Source organism: Lentilactobacillus laojiaonis (assembly GCF_020616595.1).
Taxonomy (GTDB): domain Bacteria; phylum Bacillota; class Bacilli; order Lactobacillales; family Lactobacillaceae; genus Lentilactobacillus; species Lentilactobacillus laojiaonis.
The window spans coordinates 651,763-678,059 of the sequence record NZ_CP085278.1 but is presented as its reverse complement, the minus strand read 5'-3'; the positions used below and the strand labels follow the sequence as shown (position 1 = coordinate 678,059).

The following is a 26,297-nucleotide window of genomic DNA, read 5'->3' as shown; positions in this document are numbered from 1 at the left end:
ATAATGAATCAAAAGTTAATTAATTCATTAAAGTTAGTGGCCCGTTATGAACTCATCGTGATGAACGATGGGTTTATTTGTATGCCGACAATTAAAAACTTAATAATTTTTGAAAGCTTTAATGGAAAAGAAATTAATGATAATCCATATGCGATTTATCAACAATTGATTACTGAACAACCAAAGCTAATTGAAACATGCTATTTTAGTGTGAAACCGTCTGAATATGGTCGACTAAAAAAGAAATTTCCTAAAATAAAAATGTTGAAGCGATTTACTCCTAAGTGGGTAAGATACATTGCTAGAGCTGAATATTGGGTTATGAATTCACGCATGCCACTTTGGTGGAAAAAGAATAAGCAAACGACTTTTATTCAAACTTGGCATGGAACACCTCTAAAAAAATTAGGAGTAGATATTTCTAATGTTGAAATTCCAGGAACAACTACTCAAAAATATCACCACGACTTTACTATGGAAGCCAAGCGATGGGACTATTTAATTGCTCCTAATGAATACTCGAAAGAAATTTTTAAATCTGCCTTCAATTATACAAATCAATTTTTAGATATTGGCTATCCAAGAAATGATGTTTTATATCATGATAATAATGATCAAAAGATAAGCGAATTAAAAAAATCGATTTTGGGTAAAAACATTAAACATGTAATTATGTATGCTCCAACATGGCGAGATGATAATTTTAAAGCAATTGGTACTTATAATTTTACATTGCCATTTTCATTAAAGGAATTTTTTAAAATAGTTCCAGAAGATTATATGCTTATTATTCGTCCACATTACTTAGTAAAAGATCAGATTGATATAAGTGGATATGAAGATCGAGTAAAAATATTGCCAGATCATGATATGAATCAATTGTACTTAATAACTGACTTATTAATTACAGACTATTCATCGGTAATGTTTGATTTTGCTAATTTAAAACGTCCTATGCTATTTTATTCATATGATTTAGATCATTATCGTGATCAATTAAGAGGATTCTACTTCAATTATGATGCAAATACCTTACCTGGTCCTTTGGTTACAGATGAGCAATCATTTTATAAAGCAATTCGGGAGTATGTTCAAGAAAGTGGTTTTTCAAAGTATCAAGTTAATCTTGATGAATTTAATCATAAATTTTGTAGTTGGGAAGATGGTAAAGCTTCTGAGAAGGTTAGTAATTTAATTTTAAGGGGAATGAATAATGAAAAATGATAATTTTTTAATTGGATCACATGTTAGTTTGAAAAGTCCTAATATGTTTTTAGGATCGGCCATGGAAGCTAAAGATCTCAATGAGAATGTATTTATGGTTTATACGGGTGCCCCTCAAAATACAATTCGAAAGCCAATTGACCAGTTAAAAGCTGATCAGGGAAAGACTTTTATGGATAATAATCATATGTATCAAGTGGTAGTTCATGCACCTTATATTGTGAACTTAGGAAATACTTTTAAATTAGATAATTTTAGTTTTGCAATTGAATTTTTACACCAAGAGATTTTAAGGGCCGAAGCTATTGGAGCAACTCAGATAGTACTTCATCCAGGATCTCATGTTAAAGCGGGACCTAAAAAAGCCATTCAGCAAATTGCTGATGGCTTAAATACAATTATTGAAAGAAATCAAAAAATTCAAATTGCTTTAGAAACTATGTCCGGTAAAGGAACTGAAGTAGGAAGAGATTTTGAAGAACTAGCAGCGATAATTGATAAAGTAAAATACAATGAAAAGCTATCGATTACTATGGATACTTGTCATTTAAATGATGCCGGCTATGATGTTAAAAATGATTTTGATGGAGTATTAAATGAATTTGATCATGTAATTGGTTTAGAAAAATTAAAAGTTATTCATTTAAACGATTCTAAAAACGCATTGGGATCACATAAAGATCGCCATGAAATGATTGGGTATGGTACGATTGGCTTTGAGTCACTTAATTATATAGCCCATCATAATCAATTAACTGAATTACCTAAAATACTAGAAACGCCATATTACAAAGCTGATGATGGTAAGAAATATAATCCACATGGTTATGAAGTTGAAATGTTAAAACAGCAACAATTTAATCCTAATATTATTGGTGAAATGATTGAAAATAATGATTAACTATTTATTTATTTATTTTGATGGAATTCATATCTATACTTTCTAAAATAATAGTGGCGGTTTCTTCAATTGATTTGTTAGATACATTGATAATTAAGCATCCAATTTGTCTATAGAGCTTAGTTGCGTACTCCAATTCCTTTTTTATATTATCTTTATCGGAATAGGGAGTAATAGCGTCTAACCCATATTGAAGCATTCGTTGTTTACGGATTTTGCTAAGCTTTTCAGGAGTATTGGTTAAACCAAAAATCCTGCGTTTGTCTACTTGTTTTAGCTCATCTGGTAATTGAAGACCAGGACCGATTGGAACGTTAGCAACTTTGATATTTTGATTAGCTAGATATAAAGATAGAGGAGTTTTAGATGTACGAGATACTCCTAAAATTACGACATCAGCTTTAGTTAATCCCCTAGGAGCTTTACCATCATCATTAGCTACAGCAAATTCAATAGCGGAGATTCTTTCAAAATAGTCTTCGTTAAGATCGTGTACTAATCCAGGAACTCTTTTCGGCTCTTCATTAATAGCTGAACTAATCATATCAATTGGTTCTTGAATGCAATCAAAGTTATACAGTTTGTTAGTTTGGGCAAAATCAGTAACTTGTTTGATTAAAATTGGATTAACCAGTGTATGAAAAATCATAGCATTTTTTTCTTTGGCGATATTTAAAATACCTTTTAAAATTGATTCGGTTTGGATGAATGGATAGCGTTTGATTTCAATGCTTAAATTGGGAAATTGAGAAACTGCCGTTTGAACCACTGTTTGGGCAGTTGCACCACTAGAATCCGATATAATAAAGATTGTTTGATGTTTTGTCATATAAAAATCCCCTTAATATAATGTTATAAAATAAATTTTAACATATTACTAGATATTTTGAACTTAAACCGTTGACGTTAGGGCGTTAAGAATGTATAATTTATTTCGGACAGTTGTAAAGTTACATATTTAACTTTAAGCAGTTACATTTCGAGCTCGGAGGGAGGGAAATTCATATGGCAAAGACTGTAGTTCGTAAAAACGAATCTCTTGATGATGCTCTTCGACGCTTCAAACGCACAGTTTCAAAAAATGGTACTTTACAAGAATACCGTAAACGTGAATTTTATGAAAAACCAAGTGTAAAGCGTAAATTAAAATCAGAAGCAGCACGTAAACGCAATAACAAGAAAAAACGTCGTTTCTAATAATTAAATTAAAGATCAGGGCCTAATTACTTAGTCTCTGGTTTTTTTTATATGGTAAAATCATTTATATAGTTAATAATAAAAGAAGGCAATTAATAATGAATATTCAAGAACAACTAAATGCTGATTTGAAGACAGCGATGAAAGCAAAGGATAAAGTAAGTTTAACGGTAATTAGAGCATTAAAATCTCAATTAACTAACCAAAAGGTTGAACTAGGTAGAGATCTTACTGAAGAAGAGATGGGGGCAGTTGTTTTAAAAGAATTAAAGCAACAAAAGGAATCGCTTGAAGAATTTGAAAATGCTAATCGTGATGAATTAGCTGAAGAACAAAGAGCTCAAATTGAAGTAACTGAAAGATATGCACCCAAGCAATTATCTGAAGAAGAAATTTCAGCGATTGTTAAAGAAACAATTACTCAGGTTAATGCTACTTCTATGGGAGATTTCGGTAAGGTTATGGGAGCAATTATGCCAAAAGTTAAGGGCAAAGCTGACGGTAATCTAGTAAATAAAGTTGTTAAACGTGAGCTACAATAAATAATTTATTTGATAAGAAGGATGTTAATTGGCAGAAGAACTGGAAAAAAGAGATTTTGTGGTCGGTACTCAAGATAAACTTATTCAGCTAGTTGGGCCACAAAATGAATATGTTAATTTAGTAGAAAAAGAATTGAATGTTAATATTAATGTATTTGGAACTACCTTTAAGATTTCGGGACCACAAGATTTAGTAAACGATGCAGTTCTAGTGATCGATAATATGTCTCAATTAATTGACAAGAAGATTGTTATAAATAATAGTGATTATATTAGTGCAATCAATATGGTTAAAAAGGGTAACATTAGATTTTTTCAAGATCTCTATGACCAGGTGTTAATTAAAGATCTTAGTGGAAAAGCTATCAGAGTAAAAACATTTGGCCAACGTCAATATGTTCAGGCAGTTAAGCATAATGATATAACTTTTGGTATTGGACCAGCCGGTACGGGTAAAACTTATTTAGCAGTGGTCATGGCAATTTCCGCCTTAAAAAAAGGACTGGTTGATAAAATTGTATTAACTAGACCAGCTGTTGAAGCCGGAGAAAGTCTAGGATTTTTACCTGGTGACTTAAAAGAAAAAGTTGACCCATATTTGCGTCCAATTTATGATGCTTTACATTCAATACTAGGTAAAGAACATACTGAAAGATTATTAGATCGAGAAGTAATTGAAATTGCTCCTTTAGCCTATATGCGTGGTCGTACTTTAGAAAATGCTTTTGTTATACTGGATGAAGCACAAAATACCACTAACGCACAAATGAAAATGTTTCTTACTAGATTGGGATTTGGTTCAAAAATGATTGTTAATGGTGATATTTCTCAAATCGATTTACCAAATAAAGGTAAAAGTGGTTTAGTTATCGCCAATCATATTTTGACGGATGTTGATAGTATTGAATTTGTTAAATTTGATGCTCAAGACGTGGTTAGAAATCCAGTAGTAGCCGAGATTATCAAGGCTTATGACAACAAAGAATAACGATAAGGAAGAATAAATGGATTTAGAAATTTACGATAAAACTAAAACAGGTGTACCTGATAAACATATAAACTTAGTAAAAGATATTCTTAACTACGCCGGTAAATATATAAAATTAAGCGATAACACTGAGATGTCCGTTACCTTTGTTAATAACGAAGATATTCAAAAAATTAATAAGGAATATCGAGGAGTTGATCGTGCAACTGACGTTATTAGCTTTGCGATTGAAGATGATGCTGAAGATGACATGCCTATTATTTTGGATGAGGAAATGGCTAATGAAATTCCAAATAACATTGGCGATATTTTTGTTTCAATTGATAAGGTTAGTGAACAAGCGGAATTTTTAGAGCATTCATATGAACGTGAATTAGGATTTTTAGTAGTTCACGGATTTTTACATTTAAATGGTTATGATCATATGAAAGATGAAGATGAAGCTATTATGTTTCCACTCCAACGAAAGATATTAGACGATTATGGTCTCAAGAGATAGTTCGAAACAGATTAATAAAAATAAAAACATTTTTCAATCGTTAGGGCATGCAATTAGTGGTATTTTACGATTAGTAAAAGAAGAACGAAATTTTAAATTGGATCTTTTTATTATCATATTTACTGTTATTTTAGGAATTTTATTGAAAGTTAGAATAAACCAATGGCTATGGTTATTTGTAGCATTTTTTGCTGTTATTGAGGCCGAAGTAGTTAATTCGATTATTGAAAATATAGTTGATTTAATTGTTGGTCCTAAATTCAATGATTTAGCTAAGCGTGCTAAAGATATAGCAGCAGGTGGCGTATTAATATCGGCTATTTTTGCATTTTTTGTTGGAATACTAATTTTTGTTCCAGAAATTATAAAATTATTTAATTAATGAGGAGGATTTATGGAAAATCAAACATTTCACTCAGGATTTGTTTCAATCGTAGGACGACCTAATGTAGGTAAGTCAACATTTTTAAATCGAGTTGTTGGACAAAAGGTTGCGATTATGAGTAATAAGGCTCAAACAACCAGAAATAAAATTCAAGGGGTTTATACTACTGATGATGCTCAAGTTGTCTTTATTGATACTCCCGGAATTCATAAACCACAGAATAAATTAGGCGACTTTATGGTAACATCAGCACTTTCATCTTTAAGGGAAGTAGATGCAGTATTATTTATGGTTAATGCTACTGAGCGTCGCGGTGCAGGTGATAACTATATAATTGAACAACTAAAAAATATTGATAAACCAATTTATTTAGTGATTAATAAAATTGATGAAATTACTCCTGATGATATTATGGTGATTATTGAACAATATAGAGATAGTTTGCCATTTAAAGAAGTTTTTCCAATTTCTGCACTCCAAGGTAATAATGTCGATGCATTATTAGGATCATTAGTAAGGGAACTACCTGAAGGACCTCAATATTATCCTAAGGATCAAGTAACTGATCATCCAGAACGATTTATTGTTTCAGAATTAATTCGAGAAAAAGTATTGCAATTAACTAAACAAGAAATTCCTCATTCTGTAGCAGTATATGTTGAAAAAATTAGTAATGATGAAAATAATAAGGTTCATATACAAGCCACAATTATTGTTGAGCGTCCTGGCCAAAAAGCTATTGTAATTGGTAAAGGTGGTTCAATGCTTAAAAAAATTGGTACTTTAGCTAGAAAAGATATCGAAAATCTTTTAGGTAGCAAGGTATACCTTGAATTATGGGTAAAAGTTGAACCTAAGTGGCGTGATAAGACTTCACTTTTACAATCTTATGGTTATCGTAAGAATGATTATTAAGGAGTAATAACTATTTGAATAGTAATAAAATTCAAGATTTTAATGGGATTATTTTATATACCAAAAATTATCGGGAAAATGACTTATTAATAAAGTTTTTAACTGATCAATTTGGTAAAAAGATGTTTTTAGTTAGAGGAGCAAAAAAACCTCGTTTTAAGATGCGGGCAGCGATTTTACCATTTACTTACGGAACTTATATTGGGGATTTAAGGGTTGATAAACTTTCTTATATAAAAACAGTTAAAGATATTAAACATTTTAATAACATTAGCAATGATATTATTTTAAACGCTTATTCTACTTATATAATGTCATTAATCGACTTGGCATATCCTGATGATGAACCGATCAATGATTGGTATTTAAACTTAATAGATGGGATGAATTTGATTAATAATGGTTTTGATTCACAAATTATTACTAACATTTTTGAAATTCAATTATTAGATGCATTTGGAGTTGCTCCTAATTGGTTAGATTGTTCCATCTGTCATCGTTCAGACTTGAATTTTGACTATTCAGATGCTTATGGTGGATTAATTTGTTCAAATCATTTTTCAATGGATCCCCATCGATATCATTTAGATCAAAAAACGATTTATTTTTTAAGATTATTTTCAGCAATTAATTTTAAAAACATCAAGAATATCAAAGCTAGTCAAGAAACTAAGCAAAAATTAAGAACCACAATTGATCAAATTTACGAAAATTCAGTTGGTGTTAAGCCAAAAAGTAAAAATTTTATTGATCAAATTAATGATTTAAGTCTTTAATGATATTGACAATTACCCACTTGTTACTTATGATTAATATCGTAATTTAAATATTTTTAGCTATGATAAAAGAAAAATACTAATTTGAAAGCTTAGCGAGTTTGGGATAGTGAGAGCCAAATGTTTTAAATTTTTGATTTGGCGCTTTTTATGCTAACAGAAACTAAGTGCTGAGTTTTCTCAGAATTAGGGTGGAACCGCGAAAATATCGTCCCTATGTTGATTGAAATGTTATTTCAATTGGCATAGGGACTTTTTATTTAGGAGGAAAATAATGACTGAAAAATTATCAGTTCAAGAAATCATTTTAAGATTACAAAAATATTGGTCATCACAAGGATGTTTATTAATGCAAGCCTATGATACTGAAAAGGGTGCTGGAACTATGAGTCCCTATACTTTTTTAAGAGCTGTAGGTCCTGAACCATGGAACGCTGCTTATATCGAGCCATCTAGAAGACCGGCTGATGGTCGATATGGTGAAAATCCTAATAGATTATATCAACATCATCAATTTCAAGTTGTTATGAAGCCTTCTCCAGAAAATATCCAAGAACTTTATTTAAGTAGTTTAAAAGAATTAGGAATTAATCCTTTAGAACATGATATTAGATTTGTTGAAGATAACTGGGAAAATCCTTCAATGGGTTGTGCCGGTGTTGGTTGGGAAGTTTGGTTAGACGGAATGGAAGTTACCCAATTTACTTACTTCCAAATTGTTGGTGGTCTAGAAATGGATCCAGTTGCTGTAGAAATTACTTATGGTTTAGAAAGACTATCTTCATACATTCAAGATGTGAATTCTGTTTTTGATTTAAAATGGGCAGACAATGTTTTATATGGTGATATCTTTAAGGAACCAGAATATGAACATTCTAAATACAGTTTTGAATTTAGTAATCAAGAAATGTTAATGCAACAATTCGAAAATTACGAAATAGAAGCTAAACGTTTATTAGAAAATAATTTAGTTCATCCCGCTTATGACTATATTTTGAAATGTAGCCATACATTTAATTTATTAGATGCACGTGGGGCTGTTTCAGTAACAGAACGTGCCGGATACCTATCAAGAATTAGAAATATGGCTCGCCAAGTGGCTAGAGAATTTGTTAATGAACGTAAAAAACTCGGTTTCCCATTAATTAAAGATGAAGACAAACGTCAAGCGTTATTAGCTGACGATAAGGAGGAAAAATAATGACTAATAACTTCTTATTAGAAATTGGTTTAGAAGAAATGCCAGCTCATGTTGTTACAGCTAGTATTGATCAATTAGAAACTCGCGTTAAAAAGTACTTAAAAGATCAACAAATTTCATTTAGTAGTATTAAGAAGTTTTCAACTCCAAGAAGATTGGCATTACTAATTTCTGATTTATCTGAAAAACAACCTGATATTGATGAAATGGTAAAAGGTCCTGCTAAAAAAATTGCAATGGATGCAGATGGTAATTGGACTAAAGCGGCTATTGGTTTTACTAAAGGTCAAGGCGTAAGCACTGATGATATAACCTTTAAGGATATCAAAGGAACTGAATATGTATATGTAGAAAAACATATTAAAGGCCAACCAGTTCAAGAAATTCTTGCTAATTTAAATGACATAATTGTATCTATGAATTTTCCTACTATGATGAAGTGGGGAGAAAACACTTTACAATTTGTACGACCTATTAAATGGTTAGTGGCAATGTTAAATAATCAAGTGATTCCATTTTCAATTCTTGATGTAACTACAGATAATATTTCTCGTGGCCATCGATTCTTAGGTAAAGACGTTCAATTTAATGATGCTAAAGAATATGAAGAAAAACTAACTGAACAATTTGTAATTGCAGATGCAGAAAAACGTAAAAATTTAATTCGTAAACAAATTAATGAAATTGTTAGTGATAATAATTGGAAAGTTAGCATTGACAGTGATTTGTTAGAAGAAGTTAATAATTTAGTTGAATGGCCAACCGCCTTTTATGGTAACTTTGATGATAAATATTTAAAAATTCCAGAGGAAGTTTTAGTAACTTCAATGAAGGATCATCAAAGATTTTTCTATGTAACTGATCAAAATAACACCTTATTACCACACTTTATATCAGTTCGTAATGGAAATAGTGAATACTTAGAAAATGTTATTGCAGGTAACGAAAAAGTTCTTACTGCAAGATTAGAAGATGCAATGTTCTTTTATCAAGAAGATCAAAAATCAAGTATTAATGACTATGTAGAACGTCTAAAGAAAGTAAGTTTCCACGATAAAATTTCTACAATGTATGAAAAAATGATGCGAGTTAAAGTAATTAGTGATATTTTAGGTCAACAGCTTAAACTAACTAGTTCTCAATTACAAAACTTGAATCGAGCTGCAGAAATTTACAAATTTGATTTAGTTTCTGGAATGGTGGGAGAATTTTCAGAATTGCAAGGAATTATGGGTGAAAAATATGCACTCTTGCAAAAAGAGGATCCAGAAGTAGCTGCTGCTATTCGTGAACACTACATGCCCATTTCGGCTACTGGTGAATTACCTGATACTTTGGTTGGTAGCATATTAGCAGTAGCTGATAAATTGGACAGTATTTTAACTTTCTTTGCTGCTGGAATGGTGCCTAGCGGATCAAATGATCCATATGCCTTAAGACGCCAAGCAATTGGAATCGTTAGAATTATTGCTGATCAAAAATGGGATATTGATCTAAACAAACTACTAAATAAAGTTGTTGATGTTGAAGGTAATGAAAAAGTTGCCCCTGAAATTGACCAAAAATCACAAATTCAGGATGTTGTTTTATTTGTAAACGATCGTATCAAGCAATATCTAAATGATAAAAAAGTTAGATATGATATTTCTGATGCAGTTATTGCAAGCAATTCAAGTGATGTTTATTACGTCATTCAAAGTGGATTAACATTGAATGAACATAAAGATGATGCTGACTTTAAGGAAATAATTGAATCTTTAACTAGAGTTTTAAGATTAGCAGATAAAGCTAAAGATATAAACTTACCATCCATTGATGCAAAATTATTTGAAAATGATACAGAAAAATTATTATTTAATGATGTAAATGATATTATGGATGGTTTTGATCAAAGCACTCCTGAAGTTGCTTATCAACGTTTGGCAAGTTTAAAAAATGACATTAACAATTATTTCGATGAAACAATGATTATGTCTGATAACGAGAGCTTAAAAAATAACCGTTTAGCTCAATTAACTGCACTTGCTAACCTAATTTATAAATTAGGTGATTTAAACCAATTAGTTGTTAAATAACAATTATTAAAGCTTGTTTTTATAATAGTTTGAATGTAGAATAGAATATGTATTTCTAAAAATAAATTAGTCGCACATTATTAATTAATGTGCGACTTTTATCAGTAATATTAATAAAAGATGGGAGGACATCATGGTTAAAATTCCTGAAAATGTTGTTGATCAAATACAAAGTCAAACCGACATTGTAGACGTAGTTGGACAGTATGTGCAATTAAAACAATCTGGGAAAAATCTATTTGGTCTTTGTCCGTTTCATGAAGAGCGGACCCCATCTTTTTCTGTATCCGAAGAAAAACAAATTTTTCATTGCTTTAGTTGCGGTCGTGGGGGCAATGCGTTTAAATTTATAATGGAATTAGAAAATATATCATTTCCTGAGGCAGTTGCCAAAGTCGCTGAATTTGTTGGGGTCTCAATTGCCCCTCAGTATATAAAAAATGATAATTCTAATAATTCCCTTAACAATAAGCTAATTGAGATTAATGAGCAGGCTGCTAAATTGTTTAATCATATCCTAGTTAATACTAAGATAGGAGAAACTGCTCTAAATTACCTTCAAGATAGAGGTATGGGTAGTGAAGTTATTGAAGAATTTAATTTGGGTTATGCTCCACCCAATCGAATCCTTAAGTCATTTTTTGATGAACACAAGGTTGACTTTCAACAATTAAGAAAATCAGGACTATTTTCGGAAGACCAGCAAGGAAATTTAAGTGATCGATTTGTTGATCGAATTATGTTTCCGATTAGAGATAGTAATGGTAAGACAATTGCTTTTTCTGGCCGACTGCTTAATGCTAATCCAGATATGCCAAAATATTTAAATAGTCCTGAGACGGATATCTTCAATAAGCGTAAAAACTTATTTAATTTAGATAAGGCTAGATTAAGAATTAGAAATAATCAACCGGCTATTTTATTTGAAGGTTTCATGGATGTCATTACCGCTTATAAATCAGGAATTGAGTCGGGAATTGCTTCAATGGGGACTAGTTTAACTGAGCAACAGATTTATTCAATTGAAAAAATAACCGATGAATTGATCATTTGTTATGATGGAGACAGTGCCGGTCAAAAGGCGACTAAACGAGCTATTGAAATTTTGGCTAACTCAAAATTAAGTATTAAAATATTATCACTGCCTAATCAATTGGATCCAGATGAGTTTATTAAACAAAATGATGCAAGTGAATTTATGAATCTATTGAAACATCCGCAAACTCCCATTGATTTTGAACTTGATTATTTGAGAGAGGATTATGATTTTACTTCAGAGAGCGATAAAAGTCGCTATATATCTGAATCTCTTAAAATTATTTCTAAAATAAATTCGCCGATTGAATTAGATCTATATTTAAGTAAACTATCTAATGAATTTAAAATTGATAAAGAAATTTTAAAACTTCAAATTTCTTCAACGACAAATCCACCTACGCGTATAGATAAAAGTACGAATAAACCAAATAAAATTTTTGAAGTTAATGCAAAAAGTAATAAAAAAGTCACGTTGGTTGAACGCACAGAACAAGCACTGCTTAATCGAATGCTTCATTATCAAGATGCTTGGTTACAAGTAACTAGCTTGTCAGATTTTAATTTTTTACATGAGCCATATCAATTAATATTTTTATTAGCTCAAGAATATTTTACAAAATATGAAATTTTTGATGTTTCTATTTTCAGTAACTTAATCCATGAGCCTGATTTACAAAATTTACTAATTGAAATAGATATGTTACCTTTGTTTGGTGATCCAACCAAACAAGAAATTGATGACTATATTAATTTATTAACCAAGAAAATTCCTGTTGAAACAAGAATAGTTAATAAAAAAACAGAATTTAAAGATGCCGTTAAGCAAAATGATGTTAATAAGCAGCGTCAATTAGCAATTGAATTAATTAAATTAGAACAAGAAAAAAGATCGTATCTTTAATGTTATGACTTTAGGAGGTCATTAAATGGCTAAAAAAGAAATCAAAAAAACAGCACCTAAAACACAACCCTATGAAAAAGAATTCAAAGAACTAGTTAAGGATAATAAACCAATTGGTCATATAACTTATGATGAAATTGAAGATCAAATTATTACTCCATATGATCTAGATGAAAAAGCAATTGAAACTTTGCTAGAAAGTGTTGAAGATTCTGGTATTAGTATTGTTGATAAAGATGGTGAGCCAGATATTCGTGCCCTAAATGCGGCTAAAAAAGTTACCAAAAAAGAATTAAGTGATGTTTCCGCACCAACTGGAATTAAAATTAACGATCCAGTTAGAATGTACCTTAAAGAGATTGGCCGTGTTCCATTGCTAAAAGCTGAAGAAGAAATTAGTCTAGCTAAGCGAATCGAAGATGGTGAAGAAGAAGCTAAGCAAGAATTGGCTGAAGCTAACTTAAGATTGGTAGTTTCAATTGCAAAACGTTATGTTGGTCGAGGAATGCAATTTCTTGATCTTATTCAAGAAGGAAATATGGGTCTCATGAAAGCTGTTGAAAAATTTGATTATCGTAAAGGATTTAAATTTTCAACATATGCTACATGGTGGATTAGACAGGCCATCACTCGTGCGATTGCTGACCAAGCAAGAACCATCCGAATTCCGGTTCATATGGTTGAAACCATTAATAAATTAATAAGAATCCAACGTCAGTTGCTACAAGACTTAGGTAGAGAACCTCTACCAGAAGAAATTGGTGCTGAAATGGATATGCCAACTGAAAAAGTTCGTGAAATATTAAAAATTGCTCAAGAACCCGTTTCTTTAGAAACTCCTATTGGTGAAGAAGACGATTCTCATCTAGGTGATTTTATTGAAGATCAAGATGCAACTTCTCCAGCCGATCATGCTGCCTATGAATTACTAAAAGAACAACTTGAAACTGTATTAGACACACTAACTGACCGTGAGGAAAATGTATTAAGACTACGATTTGGTCTTGATGATGGAAGAACAAGAACTTTAGAAGAAGTTGGTAAAGTATTTGGGGTTACTCGTGAAAGAATCCGCCAAATTGAAGCTAAAGCACTTAGAAAATTAAGACATCCTTCAAGAAGTAAACAATTAAAAGATTTCTTGGAATAAAAATTGCAACAGATGTGAACTTTACTGGTTCATGTCTGTTTTTTTGTTTATTTTTACAATATAATTAGTTTATCTAAATTTTAAGGAGAATTTGAATTGAATAGTGATCATTTATCATCTAGATTAAAAACAGTTGCTGGATACGTTAAAAAAAATAGTCGGTTAGCAGATATTGGATCTGATCATGCATATTTGCCAATTTGGCTAGCTAAAAATAATATTATAAATTTTGGAATTGCTGGTGAAGTAGTTAGAGGACCTTACCAAAATGCTAAAAATGAAATTAGTAAGGCGGGATTAAATAATACTATTTTACCAAGATTAGCTGATGGACTTGCTGCTATTGAAGCTAGTGATCACATAGATACTATTACAATTGCTGGAATGGGTGGAACTTTAATTAGTCAAATCCTCGATAGTGGGGTTGATAAACTTAAAAATGTCCAAAACTTAATTTTACAACCTAATGTGGGTGAAAAGATTCTTAGGGAATGGCTAATGCATAATGGATATAAAATCGTTGATGAGCAAATTTTGGCTGAAGATCGCCATACTTATGAAGTTATTGTAGCTGAACCAGTTAATGATAAAATAACTTATTCCGATAAAGAACTAACTTTTGGACCGTTTTTAGTAAATAATCCTAATGAAGTTTTTTACCAAAAGTGGCGAAGTGAAAAACAACAATTAGAGAATGTGTTAAAACAAATTGAAACATCAAAGAAGCCCAATATTGATAAAATAGATGAATTAAATCATCAAATCAAGCAAATTAATGAGGTAATTGGAAATGAAAGTTAGAGAATTAGTTGATCGATTCGAGCAGTTTGCCCCTAAAGAAATTGCAGTAAAAAATGACCCCGTAGGATTACAAATTGGCAGTCTAGATGCGGATATTCATAAAGTGATGGTGACCCTAGATGTTCGACCAGAAATAGTAGAAGAAGCTATTCAAAATAATGTCGATTTTATTTTTAGTCATCACCCCGTAATGTTTCATCCAGCTAAGAACCTAGACTTATCGGACCCACAAAATGCTATGTACGCAAAGATAATTCAAAATAATATTACAGTGTATTCCGCCCACACTAATTTGGATTCGGCTAATGGTGGATTGAATGATTGGTTAGCTGATGAATTAGAATTAGTTAATCGGAGTGGATTAGTTCCGGGAAAAGTCATGAAAATATATCGCCTGACTGTTCAAGTTCCTAATGTTTATGCTAATGCGGTTAGAATGTCATTAGTAGATGCAGGAGCAGACATGAGTTCTGGACCATATACTGGTTATACTTACCAAAGTGGAGGTACCTTATTTTACGTTCCTCATACACCTGCGGATCCTACAGCTGGATTAGCAGGTGAACCAACTGAGTTAGAAGACTCTCGGCTTGAATTTGAAGTTCCCGAATCAAATATGAAAAAGGTATTAAAAACTCTTAAGGATGTTCATCCGTTTGAAGAACCTATCTACAATATTATTGAACTAGTTGATAATCAATCTCGAGTTAGCATGGGAAGAGTTGGTGAATTAGAAAAAACTAAGACACTAACTGAATTTATTGAATATTGTAAAAAAGTATTTAAAATTGATGGCTTGAGAGTTATAGCTAATGATTTAAATAAACCTATAAAAAAGGTCGCAATTCTTGGCGGAGATGGTGGTAAATATTATAATTTAGCTAAACATAAAAATGCTGATGTTTATATTACTGGTGATGTATATTATCATACAGCCCATGAAATGCTCGCAGCTGATATGCCAGTTATTGATCCGGGACACCATATTGAAAGCATTTGTAAAATTAATTTAGTAGGAATGTTTACCCACTGGGCTAATCAGAATGATTGGGACATCGATATAATAAAATCAGAAATTAATACGGATCCATTTAAATTTATGTAATTTGGAGGCTAATACTAATTATGGAAAAATATGCAGACTTAATACCAAATTTTTTAGAATTTGTTAAAGTAAATACTCGATCGGATGAAAACTCTGGAACTATTCCATCTAGTCCTCGTGAAGTTGATTTTTTGAACAGTTTAGAGCAACGTTTGAAATCTATGGGACTTTCTAACGTACATACTAATCAGCAAAGTGGTTATGTATTTGCTACTTTAGAGGCAAATATGGACAATAAAGTTCCAACTATTGGTTTTATTTCTCATATTGATACGGCTGATTTTAATTCAGAGAATATTAATCCACAGATCGTAGAAAATTATGATGGTGAATCAGTTATTAAGCTAGGCCAATCGGGAGAATATACGTTAGATCCTAAAGTATTTCCAAATTTAAAAAACTATAAAAATCATACTTTAATTACTACCGATGGAACAACTTTATTGGGAGCTGATGATAAATCCGGAGTTGCAGAAATTATTGCGGCCATTAATTATTTGATGCAACATAATGAAATTAAACATGGAACAATTAAAATTGGATTTGGACCTGATGAAGAGATCGGTACTGGGGCTGATCACTTTGATGTCAAAGATTTTGGTGCCGATGTTGCATATACAGTTGATGGTGGACCAGAAGGCGAGTTAAGCTATGAAACTTTCAATGCAGCCGAAGCTAAAGTCCAAATTACTGGTACCAATGTTCATCCATCAGATGCGAAAGATATTATGGTTAACGCAATCCAAGTAGGAATCGATTTTCATCAAAAACTACCTGAACATGACCGACCAGAAAATACCGAAAAGCGTGAAGGCTTTTATCATCTAGATAAATTTAATGGTACTGTGGATGAAGCTCAACTGTCATATATTATTCGCGACCATGATCGCCAAAAATTTGAAGATCGTAAAAAATTGTTTAGAGGAATTGCTGATCAAATGAATTTAGATTTTGGTAAAGACCGGTTAAAAGTTGAAATTCATGACCAATACTATAATATGGGAGAAATTATTGAGAAAGATCCAACAGTTGTCAACGTAGCAGAGCAAGCAATGAAAAATGTTGGGGTTGTTCCAAATATTTTTCCAGTGCGTGGTGGTACCGATGGCTCTAAAATATCATTTATGGGCTTACCTACTCCTAATCTATTTGCTGGTGGGGAGAATATGCATGGTCGTTTCGAGTATGTTTCTGAACAAGCAATGGAGAAAGCGGTAGATACTATAATTGAAATTGTTAAATTGTATGCAGAAAAAGGATAAAAAACTTTGGTCAAAATTGGTCAAACTTTTGAAAAAGTGTTAAAATATAGTTATTAAAAAGGTTAAGCTAATTAGTAGTTAGTTAGCCTTTTTTTAATACTATAAAAAGTGAGGGACCTAGATGAATCCAGATAATTTAACTGAAGCTTTAACCAAAGCATTAGCTCAAGCACAACAAATTGCAGTAACTAGAAAGCAACAAGAAATTACAGTTAGTCATTTATTTAAGTTTTTAGTTCAACCTGGGGAACTAGGAAGACAGATCTATTCCGATCTAGGTCTTAATATAGACGAAGTAAATGATGAATTGGATCGAGAAATTGATGCTATAGCAACTGTTGAAGGAAGCAATATAAGTTACGGACAATCATTATCTGCAAACTTATTTGAATTGTTTCAATTGGCACAAACAGAAAAAGAAGATTTAGGGGACACCTATATTGCTATTGATACAATGGCTATTGCTTTAATGAAGCTTAGTGGCGATCGTTTCAATAATTATTTAAAGGATCAAGGAATTACTTTACAAAAAGTAAAAAATGAAGTTGAAAATCTACGCGGTGGCGAAAAAATTACCTCAAAAAATCAAGAGGATAATTATCAAGCACTTGAAAAGTATGGGGTTGATTTAGTAAAAGCTGCTCGTGATAATAAATTAGGACCAATTATTGGTAGAGATGATGAAATTTTAAGTGTAATTACTATTTTATCTCGTAAAACTAAAAATAATCCGGTATTAATTGGAGAACCCGGAGTCGGTAAAACTGCGGTAGTTGAAGGCCTTGCCAAACGTATCGCAACTAATGATGTACCTGAGAATTTAAAAAATAAAACTATTTATGAATTGGATATGAGTTCTTTGATTGCCGGAGCTAAGTATCGCGGTGAATTTGAAGAGCGATTACAAGCAGTTTTAAAAGAAGTTAAAAAAGCTGATGGACAAATTATCATGTTTATTGATGAAATTCATAATATTGTTGGAGCAGGTAAAACTGAAGGTAGTATGGATGCGGGAAATATTTTAAAACCTATGTTAGCTCGTGGAGAATTGCATCTAATTGGAGCAACTACTTTGGATGAATATCGTCAATATATGGAAAAAGACAAAGCTCTAGAACGACGTTTCCAAAAGGTACTAGTTGATCAACCGAGTGTAGATGATACTATTACAATTTTAAGAGGACTGAGAGAGAGTCTTGAAATTCATCACGGAGTTAGAATCCATGATAATGCTTTAGTAGCAGCTGCCAAGTTGTCAGACCGCTACATTACTGACCGATTTTTGCCAGATAAAGCGATTGATTTGGTTGATGAAGCCTCTGCAAATATTCGAGTAGAAATGAACTCACGACCTACTGAGTTGGATCAGGCTTCTAGACAGTTAATGCGATTAGAAGTAGAAGAAGCAGCTCTAAAAGATGAAGTTGACGAAGCTTCCAAAAAACGACTAACTGATTTACAAAAGGAATTGGCTAATACTAAAGAAAAGGTTAATGAATTAAATGCACGTTGGAATCAAGAAAAAACGGTCATTCAAAAAATCAGTGATAAGAAGCAAGAATTAGATCAAGCTAAAAATGATTTGAATCAGGCTGAAAGTAACTATGATTTAAATCAAGCTGCCGTTTTGCAGCATGGTACAATTCCCCAACTTCAAAAGGAATTGGCTGAACTAGAAGCTAATGATCACTCTACGGAGTGGTTGGTAGAAGAATCAGTCACTGAAAATGAAATTGCAGCAGTTGTAAGTCAACAGACTAAAATTCCAGTTACTAAATTAGTAGAAGGTGAACGTAATAAGCTATTACATTTATCAGAAAATCTTCATAAACGTGTAATTGGACAAAATGAAGCCGTAGATTCAATATCTAACGCGGTTTTACGATCACGCGCAGGTCTTCAAGATCCAACCAAACCGTTAGGATCATTTTTATTTTTAGGACCAACTGGGGTTGGGAAAACAGAATTAGCTAAAGCACTTGGTGAAAACTTATTCGATTCTGAAGATCATATTGTTAGAATAGATATGTCAGAATATATGGAAAAAGAATCAGTTTCTCGTTTAGTAGGGGCTGCACCAGGATACATTGGTTATGAAGAAGGTGGTCAACTTACTGAAGCCGTTAGAAGAAATCCATATACCATTGTTTTATTTGATGAAATCGAAAAAGCTCATCCAGATGTATTTAATATCTTATTGCAGGTCTTAGATGATGGCCGTTTAACGGATAGTAAAGGTAGAACAGTAGATTTTAAAAATACAATTTTAATTATGACTTCTAATTTAGGATCGAACATTTTGCTAGAGAATACAAATGATGCTGGAGATATTACTGAAGCCGGTCGCCAACAAGTAGATGAACTACTTAAAGCCCATTTCAAACCAGAATTTTTAAACCGAATTAGTGATATTATTATGTTCACACCACTATCTCTAAATAATATTGAACAAATTGTTCAAAAAATTATTGATCAATTATCGAATAGGACTCAGGAACAAGACATTAGATTATCAATTAATAGTGAAGCTAAAAAATGGATTGCAGATAAGGGATATGATCCGTTATACGGAGCCAGACCTTTACAAAGATTCATTACTAATGAAGTAGAAACGCCACTGGCAAAATTAATTATTTCTGGTGAGGTTATGCCTCATAGCGAAGTTGATATTTCACTTAAAGATGATAAATTAAATTTTGTTTCAAAAGAATTATAAAAATGCATAAAAAAAGACCGTTATATAAATAATAACGGTCTTTTTTTATGATAGTTTGGATACAAAGTAAACTCCATTAACTCCAATGAGTGCAGCAATTACTGCAGTAATTCCAATTTGTAAAATATCATAGTTCATTAATTCAAGAGCTGAACCGATATAACCGATAACTTCTCCAAAAATAAATGACCAGAATATAACTACAAGATTAGCACTAATAATTTTTGGCATTACATACACCTCCACGTTCATCAAAATTTTAGCACAAATTTAGATAAAAATAAATTAAAGGTCAGCAAATTTAAAATTTGATATAATTAGCATAATAAAATCGAAACGAAGGAATTAAATTGAAATTTTACCCAATTCAGTTAACCAGTTCATATAGTTTATTGAAAAGTCCTATTAAGATTAAAAAAATAATAAAATTAGCTAAGCAGTATGGATATGACACTCTATCATTATCCGATGATAATGTTATGTACGGGAGTATTGAATTCTATGATCAATGTATTAAGTATGGAATTAAGCCCTTAATTGCGGTCAATTTGTATTTACCCGGTAAAATTAATTCAGATAAAGAGTATCATTTTACACTAATTGCCCAAAGTAATTTGGGATATCAAAATTTAATAAAAATATCTTCTCTAAAAATGACTGAGAGTATATTAACTTTAGAATCTATCAGTGATTTATTGAAGGATATTTGGATTATTTTACCATCAGATGGAGAACTATTTGATTTAGTATCACAAAAAAAGTTCGATGATGCCAAAAATTATTTGAATTCGGTTAAACAATTAGGTTATCCATTTAAAATTGGTTTAAATGCTTACTCAGACCAAAAAGCCAATGATTGGCTATTGGCTATGGCTAACAAATATGCTATTCCGGTGATTGCTGATGTACCAGTAAAGTATTATTATGCTCAAGATTACTTTACTACACAGGTTTTGATGAATATTAATGCTGGTACAAAAATGACAAATTTGGGTAAATATTATGTAGATGGCCATGATTATTTACGAAAGCCTGAAGAAGTCTATGAACAATTTAAGCAAGCCGGATTATTATCAGCAATTGATGAATTATCAGTCTTGGCTCAAAAGGTAAATTTAAAAATTGAGCATCGTGAACCGGAATTACCTAAGTTTAATATTCCAAATAACATTAGTAGTTCTGAATATTTAGAGTCACTTTGTATAGAGGGTTTTAATAAGTTAATCAATGAACATCCTGATTTAGATAAATCTAAATACCAAAAACGTCTTAACTATGAATTGAAGATTATTCATAATATGGGATTTGACGATTACTTTTTAATTATTTGGGATGTTATTAATTTTTTACATCAACATGAAATTATTACTGGTCCTGGTCGTGGATCAGTAGCTGGTTCATTGGTGGCATATTTGTTACGAATTACCGATGTTGATCCTATAAAATACAATCTTTTATTTGAACGCTTTTTAAATCCAGAAAGACGACAAATGCCGGATATTGATTTAGATATTCCGGATATAAAACGTGATTTGGTAATCCAATATGTTCATGATAAATATGGTCATTCTAGAGTAGCTCAAATAATTACTTTTGGAACTTTCGCAGCTAAGCAATCAATTAGGGATGTTGGGCGAAGCTTTGGACTAAGCACAAGTCAACTATCTATTTGGAGTAAAGCTATTCCTAACGGACTCAGAATAACTTTAGACGAGGCTTATGAAGAGTCACAGAAATTAAAAAATTTAGTGGCAGACAGTGCGCTAAATAAAAAGTTGTTTCAAACAGCTAAGCAAATTGAAGGTTTACCAAGACATTATTCTACGCATGCTGCAGGAATTGTACTTAGTCAAAGCCCTATTGTTAGTTCGGTTCCTGTTCAAAATGGTAATGAAGGATTGCTATTAACTCAGTATTCTAAGAACTATGTTGAATCAATGGGCTTATTAAAGATGGATTTTTTAGGATTAAGAAATCTAACTATTTTGGAAAATGTTTTAAATTCTATTAAACAGCAAACTAATCAGTTGATTAACCTATCTGAAATTCCTATGAACGATCATAAAACTTTAGAGTTATTTCAAAATGGTGATACTAATGGAATTTTTCAATTTGAATCAAGTGGTATTAAAAATGTATTGAAAAAATTACATCCGGATAATTTTAATGAAGTTGCTTTAGTAAATGCATTATATCGTCCAGGTCCAATGAAAAATATTGATGAATTGATTCTTAGAAAAAGGGAAAATAAACCTTTTAGCATCTTAGATGAAAGCTTAAAGACGATTTTAGATTCAACTTATGGAATTATTGTTTATCAAGAACAAGTAATGTCGGTAGCTACTAAAATGGCAGGATTTTCATTGGGAAAATCTGATGTTTTAAGACGGGCTATGAGTAAAAAAAATCTTGATGCAATTGAAAAAATAAAACAAGATTTTATCAAGGGAGCCTTGCAGAATGGCTATAAGATAGAATTGATTAATCAGGTATTTAACTATATTGAGGAATTTGCCAATTATGGTTTTAATAAATCACATGCTATTGCATATAGTAAGATGGCTTATGAATTAGCCTATTTAAAAGTTCATTTTCCTGGAGAATTTTTTACGGCATTACTTAATTCGGTTTATGGTAATGATGATAAAATTAAGCTGTATTTAAGTGAAGCTAAGCATCGAAATATTGAAATATTCCATCCGGATATCAATTACAGTAAAAGCGATTTTGCATATATAAATCATAAAATAATTTTTGGTTTATCAGGAATAAAAGGGATTAGAAGAGATTTTATTAAAGTAATTTTAGAAGAACGAAATACTAAGGGAAAATTTAGTTCGTTTCAGAACTTTTTGAATAGATTGCCTGTAAAATATCTAAAGGTAGATATTATTAATTCTCTAATCTACGCAGGCTGTTTTGATTCACTAGGATTTAATCGAGCTACCTTAATTAATTCATTGGATGAATATATTGAGGCCATTAAATTGAGTGGAAATTCAATTAGTTTGTTTAAAGAGCTGCAACCTAAAATTTCAAAAATAGATGAATTTTCTAATAATGAAATATTGGAAAAAGAAAATGAGTATCTGGGAGCATATTTATCCGGTCACCCCGTTGAAAAATTTAGATGGTTGGGTGATACAATTGGGTCAATTTCACTTGATAAAATTGATTTAAATCTAAAAAGTGCGATTGTGATTGTATATATAAATTCCGTTAAGGTTATTCGAACCAAAACTGGTCAGCAAATGGCATTTGTTAAAGGAAGCGACGAAGTGGGTGAAATTGAAATAACAATTTTTCCTAATATATTCGATAAATTTAAAAACTGGTTAAAAAAAGAAATGATCTTAGTTATTTCTGGAAAGATTGAATATCGTAAGCAACTTCAGTTATTAGCTAATAAAATTGTTCCTGCTGAAAACCTAGAATTAGAGATACAAAAAAATAATGTCAATAAGCAGCTATTTTTACAAATTGATGAAGATTATAAGCAAAATGAATTAGCTAAGTTGTTAAACGAATTTAGAAAAATATATCCAGGACCCACTCCCGTTATTATTTACAATAAAATATCTTCAAAAAAATGGAAATTAGGAACCAATTCTAGTTTGTCAATTAACTCCAAAATGATGAATGAATTAAAGCAACTATTAGGAGATGAAAATGTAGTTTATAAGTAAAAATAGAAAACCCTTTCATTGGTTTATTTTGCAATTTATTCTAAAAACCGTTTGAAATAGGGCAGACAACCCCTAAAAAAAGTGATAAAATACAACTTGAAATCTAAACGGAAAAACCAATCGATTAATTGGCCCGTCTTGATTGATTATTGGTATTGTCCAAAAACCAAAGGAGAGATTTACTTATGAAGAAAACTAAGATCGTAAGTACATTAGGTCCTGCAAGTACTGATGTTGACATCATTGCTGACTTAATTGAAGCAGGTGCTAATGTTTTCCGATTTAACTTTTCACATGGTGACCATGATGAACATTTAGATCGTATGAATAAAGTTCGTGAAGCAGAAAAGAAAACAGGTAAAACTGTTGCATTTATGTTAGATACTAAAGGTGCAGAAATTAGAACTACCATCCAAAAAGAAGGTAAAATTCCATTTAAAACTGGTGATACATTCCGTATCTCAATGGATGCTAGCATTGAAGGTACTAAGGATAAAATTGCAGTTACTTACCCAGGACTTTTTGATGATGTTCATGAAGGTGGCCATGTTTTATTCGATGATGGTTTATTAGACACTGTAATCGATAAAAAAGATGACGCTACTCGTGAATTAGTCGTTGTTGCTCAAAACGATGGTTTATTAGGATCACGTAAAGGTGTTAATGCTCCTGGTGTTTCAATTAACTTACCAGGTATCACTGAAAAAGATTCAGATGATATTCGTTTTGGATTAGATCAAGATATTGATTTTATCGCTGCATCTTTTGTTAGAAAACCTCAAGATGTTTTAGATATTCGTCAATTATTAGAAGAAAAGAACATGGGCCATGTTCAAATCTTCCCTAAAATTGAATCACAAGAAGGAATCGACAACTTTGATGAAATCATCAAAGTATCTGATGGATTAATGATTGCTCGTGGTGACATGGGTGTTGAAATTCCAGCAGAAAACGTTCCTTTAGTTCAAAAATCATTAATTAGAAAATGTAATGTAATTGGTAAACCAGTTATTACTGCAACTCAAATGTTAGATTCAATGCAAGAAAACCCACGTCCAACTCGTGCGGAAGCTTCTGACGTTGCTAACGCTGTATTTGACGGTACAGATGCAACTATGCTTTCTGGTGAAAGTGCTAACGGTGATTACCCAGTTGAAGCAGTTTCTACAATGGCTCGTATTGACGTTAAAGCAGAAAATGCATTTGCTGAATTTGGTACTGATCGTCCAGTATTCCAAACTAATGATGTTACTGAATCATTAGGTGACTCTGTTGCACGTGTTGCAAAAGAATTAGGAATTAAGACTATCGTTGCTGCTACTACATCAGGTTATACTGCACGTATGATTTCTAAATACCGTCCAGATGCTGATATTTTAGCAATCACTTTCGATGAACGTACTCGTCGTGGATTAATGATTAACTGGGGTGTTCAACCAATTGCTGTTGATAAACCAGCTAACACTGATGAAATGTTTGATTTAGCAGCTAAAAAAGCTGTTGAAACTGGTTTAGCTAAAGAAGGCGACCTAATTTTAATCACTGCTGGTGTTCCAGTTGACGAACGTGGTACTACTAACTTAATGAAAGTTCAACTTATTGGTTCAAAGTTAGTACAAGGCCAAGGAGTCGGTGATAAGACTGTCATTGGTAAAGCAGTTATTGCTGATAATGCTGCAGATGCTAATGCTAAAGTTACTGAAGGTAGTATCTTAGTAACTAAGACAACTGATAAAGAATATTTACCAGCAATTGAAAAAGCTAGTGCCGTAGTTGTTGAAGAAGGCGGATTAACTTCTCATGCTGCTGTAGTTGGTATTTCAATGGGTATTCCTGTAGTTGTTGGTGCTGCCGGTGCTACTGATAAAATTTCTGATGGAGAATTAGTTACTGTAGATTCACATCGTGGAATTGTTTACCATGGTGCTTCAAACGCCATCTAATCTTTAATAAAATAGAGCTGCTGACAAGTTATTGTCGGTGGCTCTATTTTATTAAATGGATATTTTATATAGAAACGTGTAAAATGGATAAAAGAATAAGTGATTTGGAGAATATAATGAATGAATTAATTGCCCAGGTGATTACTGGTGAAGTAACAGATGAAAATGATAAAAGTTATTTTATCCAAAAAGATGGCGTTACCTTCTTACTGGATAAAAGTGAAATTAAAAAACCGTTAAAACTTGGATCAAAATTTACTGGTTTTACATATGAAAATGAAAACCATAAATTTCAAATAACTCGAACTGTTCCCGACATTCGTCGCGATCATTACGGATTTGGTACGGTTGTAAAACAAAAATTTGGGTTAGGAATTTTTGTAAATATTGGATTACCTAATAAAGATGTGGTTGTATCATTAGATGATCTTCCAACTATTAATAGTCTATGGCCACAAAAAGGCGACCAAGTAATGATTGCCCTAACCGTAGATAGTAAAAATAGGATTTGGGGTAAGCTGGCTGATGAATCTATATTTGAGGCTATTGCCCAACCAGTAACAGAAAATATGAAAAATAAAAATGTTAAGGCCCGAGCATATCGTCTTAAATTGGCTGGAACTAGATTGCTAACTGAAGATTATCAAATTGCGTTTTTACATCCCAGTGAACGTCAAAAAGAACCTCGTTTAGGTGAAGAGGTTTCAGGTAGAGTGATTGGTATGTTACGAGATGGAACGGTTAACATTTCTGCTAAGCCAAGAAATTACGAAGCAATTGATGATGATTCTACAATGATTTTAGAAGCTTTAAAGCATTCTAATGATCAATCACTTAATTTTAGTGATAAGAGTACCCCGGATAGTATTAAAAAATATTTTGGAATTAGTAAGGGGTCTTTTAAAAGAGCAATTGGACACCTATTAAAAGCTGGATTAATTGAGCAGTCCGATGGAAAAATATATTTAAAATGATTCAAAAAATTGGAGGAT

22 protein-coding genes are annotated in these 26,297 nt (G+C 31.8%); 20 read left to right on the top strand and 2 right to left on the bottom strand.

What is annotated here, in order from left to right; translation table 11 throughout:
- Positions 1–3 precede the first annotated feature (3 nt).
- Complete coding sequence (locus LHL71_RS03540; protein ID WP_227360447.1) at positions 4–1,224, top strand: CDP-glycerol glycerophosphotransferase family protein; 1,221 nt, start codon at positions 4–6, stop codon at positions 1,222–1,224.
- The gene (locus LHL71_RS03535) at positions 1,214–2,125 is read left to right on the top strand and encodes a deoxyribonuclease IV (RefSeq protein ID WP_227360446.1); all 912 of its coding nucleotides are present in this window, start codon (positions 1,214–1,216) and stop codon (positions 2,123–2,125) included. The genes LHL71_RS03540 and LHL71_RS03535 overlap by 11 nt, the downstream gene beginning before the upstream one ends.
- Positions 2,126–2,129: 4 nt before the next feature.
- On the opposite strand, the gene LHL71_RS03530 is transcribed toward LHL71_RS03535, so the two are convergent.
- Entirely contained in the window at positions 2,130–2,954 is an 825-nt protein-coding gene (locus LHL71_RS03530; protein WP_227360445.1) for a pyruvate, water dikinase regulatory protein, read from the bottom strand.
- A 176-nt stretch (positions 2,955–3,130) separates the two neighbouring features.
- Between LHL71_RS03530 and rpsU the strand changes: the two genes are divergently transcribed.
- The 15 genes from rpsU to clpB all read left to right on the top strand — a co-directional run bounded on the left by rpsU (position 3,131) and on the right by clpB (position 19,676).
- The gene (gene rpsU, locus LHL71_RS03525; RefSeq protein ID WP_227360444.1) at positions 3,131–3,322 is read left to right on the top strand and encodes a 30S ribosomal protein S21; all 192 of its coding nucleotides are present in this window, start codon (positions 3,131–3,133) and stop codon (positions 3,320–3,322) included.
- 98 nt (positions 3,323–3,420) lie between these two features.
- Positions 3,421–3,864 carry a GatB/YqeY domain-containing protein gene (locus tag LHL71_RS03520; RefSeq protein ID WP_227360443.1) on the top strand — a complete coding sequence of 148 codons (444 nt, stop codon included), beginning with the start codon at positions 3,421–3,423 and terminating at the stop codon, positions 3,862–3,864.
- A gap of 28 nt (positions 3,865–3,892) precedes the next feature.
- Positions 3,893–4,852, top strand: a complete 960-nt coding sequence (locus LHL71_RS03515) for a PhoH family protein (RefSeq protein ID WP_227360442.1) — start codon at positions 3,893–3,895, stop codon at positions 4,850–4,852.
- A 16-nt stretch (positions 4,853–4,868) separates the two neighbouring features.
- Complete coding sequence (gene ybeY, locus LHL71_RS03510) at positions 4,869–5,351, top strand: rRNA maturation RNase YbeY (RefSeq protein ID WP_227360441.1); 483 nt, start codon at positions 4,869–4,871, stop codon at positions 5,349–5,351.
- Positions 5,335–5,733: a diacylglycerol kinase family protein gene (locus LHL71_RS03505; RefSeq protein ID WP_227360440.1), complete on the top strand. Its 399-nt coding sequence runs from the start codon at positions 5,335–5,337 to the stop codon at positions 5,731–5,733. The genes ybeY and LHL71_RS03505 overlap by 17 nt, the downstream gene beginning before the upstream one ends.
- A gap of 12 nt (positions 5,734–5,745) precedes the next feature.
- Positions 5,746–6,651, top strand: coding sequence for a GTPase Era (gene era / locus LHL71_RS03500; protein ID WP_227360439.1), 906 nt, complete (start codon positions 5,746–5,748; stop codon positions 6,649–6,651).
- Positions 6,652–6,665: 14 nt separating this feature from the next.
- Complete coding sequence (gene recO, locus LHL71_RS03495; protein ID WP_227360438.1) at positions 6,666–7,427, top strand: DNA repair protein RecO; 762 nt, start codon at positions 6,666–6,668, stop codon at positions 7,425–7,427.
- A gap of 274 nt (positions 7,428–7,701) precedes the next feature.
- On the top strand, positions 7,702–8,628 hold the full coding sequence (gene glyQ / locus LHL71_RS03490; RefSeq protein WP_227360437.1) for a glycine--tRNA ligase subunit alpha: 927 nt from the start codon (positions 7,702–7,704) through the stop codon (positions 8,626–8,628).
- On the top strand, positions 8,628–10,703 hold the full coding sequence (gene glyS / locus LHL71_RS03485; RefSeq protein WP_227360436.1) for a glycine--tRNA ligase subunit beta: 2,076 nt from the start codon (positions 8,628–8,630) through the stop codon (positions 10,701–10,703). Before glyQ ends, glyS begins: the two co-directional genes overlap by 1 nt.
- 133 nt (positions 10,704–10,836) lie before the next feature.
- Positions 10,837–12,642 carry a DNA primase gene (gene dnaG, locus LHL71_RS03480; RefSeq protein ID WP_227360435.1) on the top strand — a complete coding sequence of 602 codons (1,806 nt, stop codon included), beginning with the start codon at positions 10,837–10,839 and terminating at the stop codon, positions 12,640–12,642.
- A 25-nt stretch (positions 12,643–12,667) separates the two neighbouring features.
- On the top strand, positions 12,668–13,792 hold the full coding sequence (gene rpoD / locus LHL71_RS03475) for an RNA polymerase sigma factor RpoD (RefSeq protein ID WP_227360434.1): 1,125 nt from the start codon (positions 12,668–12,670) through the stop codon (positions 13,790–13,792).
- 96 nt (positions 13,793–13,888) lie between these two features.
- Positions 13,889–14,593 carry a tRNA (adenine(22)-N(1))-methyltransferase gene (locus LHL71_RS03470; RefSeq protein WP_227360433.1) on the top strand — a complete coding sequence of 235 codons (705 nt, stop codon included), beginning with the start codon at positions 13,889–13,891 and terminating at the stop codon, positions 14,591–14,593.
- Positions 14,583–15,698, top strand: a complete 1,116-nt coding sequence (locus tag LHL71_RS03465) for a Nif3-like dinuclear metal center hexameric protein (protein WP_227360432.1) — start codon at positions 14,583–14,585, stop codon at positions 15,696–15,698. The genes LHL71_RS03470 and LHL71_RS03465 overlap by 11 nt, the downstream gene beginning before the upstream one ends.
- A gap of 20 nt (positions 15,699–15,718) precedes the next feature.
- Entirely contained in the window at positions 15,719–16,960 is a 1,242-nt protein-coding gene (pepT, locus tag LHL71_RS03460) for a peptidase T (RefSeq protein WP_227360431.1), read from the top strand.
- A gap of 121 nt (positions 16,961–17,081) precedes the next feature.
- Positions 17,082–19,676, top strand: coding sequence for an ATP-dependent chaperone ClpB (gene clpB / locus LHL71_RS03455; protein ID WP_227360430.1), 2,595 nt, complete (start codon positions 17,082–17,084; stop codon positions 19,674–19,676).
- Between the two features lie 45 nt (positions 19,677–19,721).
- Here the strand turns inward: clpB and LHL71_RS03450 are convergent, their stop codons facing one another.
- Positions 19,722–19,907 carry a DUF2929 family protein gene (locus LHL71_RS03450; RefSeq protein WP_227360429.1) on the bottom strand — a complete coding sequence of 62 codons (186 nt, stop codon included), beginning with the start codon at positions 19,905–19,907 and terminating at the stop codon, positions 19,722–19,724.
- A gap of 119 nt (positions 19,908–20,026) precedes the next feature.
- Here LHL71_RS03450 and dnaE point away from each other — a divergent pair, with 119 nt between their 5' ends.
- The 3 genes from dnaE to LHL71_RS03435 all read left to right on the top strand — a co-directional run bounded on the left by dnaE (position 20,027) and on the right by LHL71_RS03435 (position 26,279).
- Positions 20,027–23,362: a DNA polymerase III subunit alpha gene (dnaE, locus tag LHL71_RS03445; protein ID WP_227360428.1), complete on the top strand. Its 3,336-nt coding sequence runs from the start codon at positions 20,027–20,029 to the stop codon at positions 23,360–23,362.
- Between the two features lie 185 nt (positions 23,363–23,547).
- The gene (pyk, locus tag LHL71_RS03440) at positions 23,548–25,305 is read left to right on the top strand and encodes a pyruvate kinase (RefSeq protein ID WP_227360427.1); all 1,758 of its coding nucleotides are present in this window, start codon (positions 23,548–23,550) and stop codon (positions 25,303–25,305) included.
- Between the two features lie 116 nt (positions 25,306–25,421).
- Positions 25,422–26,279, top strand: coding sequence for a CvfB family protein (locus LHL71_RS03435; protein WP_227360426.1), 858 nt, complete (start codon positions 25,422–25,424; stop codon positions 26,277–26,279).
- Positions 26,280–26,297 lie beyond the last annotated feature (18 nt).

Bases quoted from the DNA above. Each gene is read 5' to 3' on its own strand.
- LHL71_RS03540 (WP_227360447.1), top strand. From the start codon at position 4: ATGAATCAAAAGTTAATTAATTCATTAAAGTTAGTGGCCCGTTATGAA.
- LHL71_RS03535 (WP_227360446.1), top strand. From the start codon at position 1,214: ATGAAAAATGATAATTTTTTAATTGGATCACATGTTAGTTTGAAAAGT.
- LHL71_RS03530 (WP_227360445.1), bottom strand. From the start codon at position 2,954: ATGACAAAACATCAAACAATCTTTATTATATCGGATTCTAGTGGTGCA.
- rpsU (WP_227360444.1), top strand. From the start codon at position 3,131: ATGGCAAAGACTGTAGTTCGTAAAAACGAATCTCTTGATGATGCTCTT.
- LHL71_RS03520 (WP_227360443.1), top strand. From the start codon at position 3,421: ATGAATATTCAAGAACAACTAAATGCTGATTTGAAGACAGCGATGAAA.
- ybeY (WP_227360441.1), top strand. From the start codon at position 4,869: ATGGATTTAGAAATTTACGATAAAACTAAAACAGGTGTACCTGATAAA.
- LHL71_RS03505 (WP_227360440.1), top strand. From the start codon at position 5,335: ATGGTCTCAAGAGATAGTTCGAAACAGATTAATAAAAATAAAAACATT.
- era (WP_227360439.1), top strand. From the start codon at position 5,746: ATGGAAAATCAAACATTTCACTCAGGATTTGTTTCAATCGTAGGACGA.
- glyQ (WP_227360437.1), top strand. From the start codon at position 7,702: ATGACTGAAAAATTATCAGTTCAAGAAATCATTTTAAGATTACAAAAA.
- glyS (WP_227360436.1), top strand. From the start codon at position 8,628: ATGACTAATAACTTCTTATTAGAAATTGGTTTAGAAGAAATGCCAGCT.
- dnaG (WP_227360435.1), top strand. From the start codon at position 10,837: ATGGTTAAAATTCCTGAAAATGTTGTTGATCAAATACAAAGTCAAACC.
- rpoD (WP_227360434.1), top strand. From the start codon at position 12,668: ATGGCTAAAAAAGAAATCAAAAAAACAGCACCTAAAACACAACCCTAT.
- LHL71_RS03465 (WP_227360432.1), top strand. From the start codon at position 14,583: ATGAAAGTTAGAGAATTAGTTGATCGATTCGAGCAGTTTGCCCCTAAA.
- pepT (WP_227360431.1), top strand. From the start codon at position 15,719: ATGGAAAAATATGCAGACTTAATACCAAATTTTTTAGAATTTGTTAAA.
- clpB (WP_227360430.1), top strand. From the start codon at position 17,082: ATGAATCCAGATAATTTAACTGAAGCTTTAACCAAAGCATTAGCTCAA.
- LHL71_RS03450 (WP_227360429.1), bottom strand. From the start codon at position 19,907: ATGCCAAAAATTATTAGTGCTAATCTTGTAGTTATATTCTGGTCATTT.
- pyk (WP_227360427.1), top strand. From the start codon at position 23,548: ATGAAGAAAACTAAGATCGTAAGTACATTAGGTCCTGCAAGTACTGAT.
- LHL71_RS03435 (WP_227360426.1), top strand. From the start codon at position 25,422: ATGAATGAATTAATTGCCCAGGTGATTACTGGTGAAGTAACAGATGAA.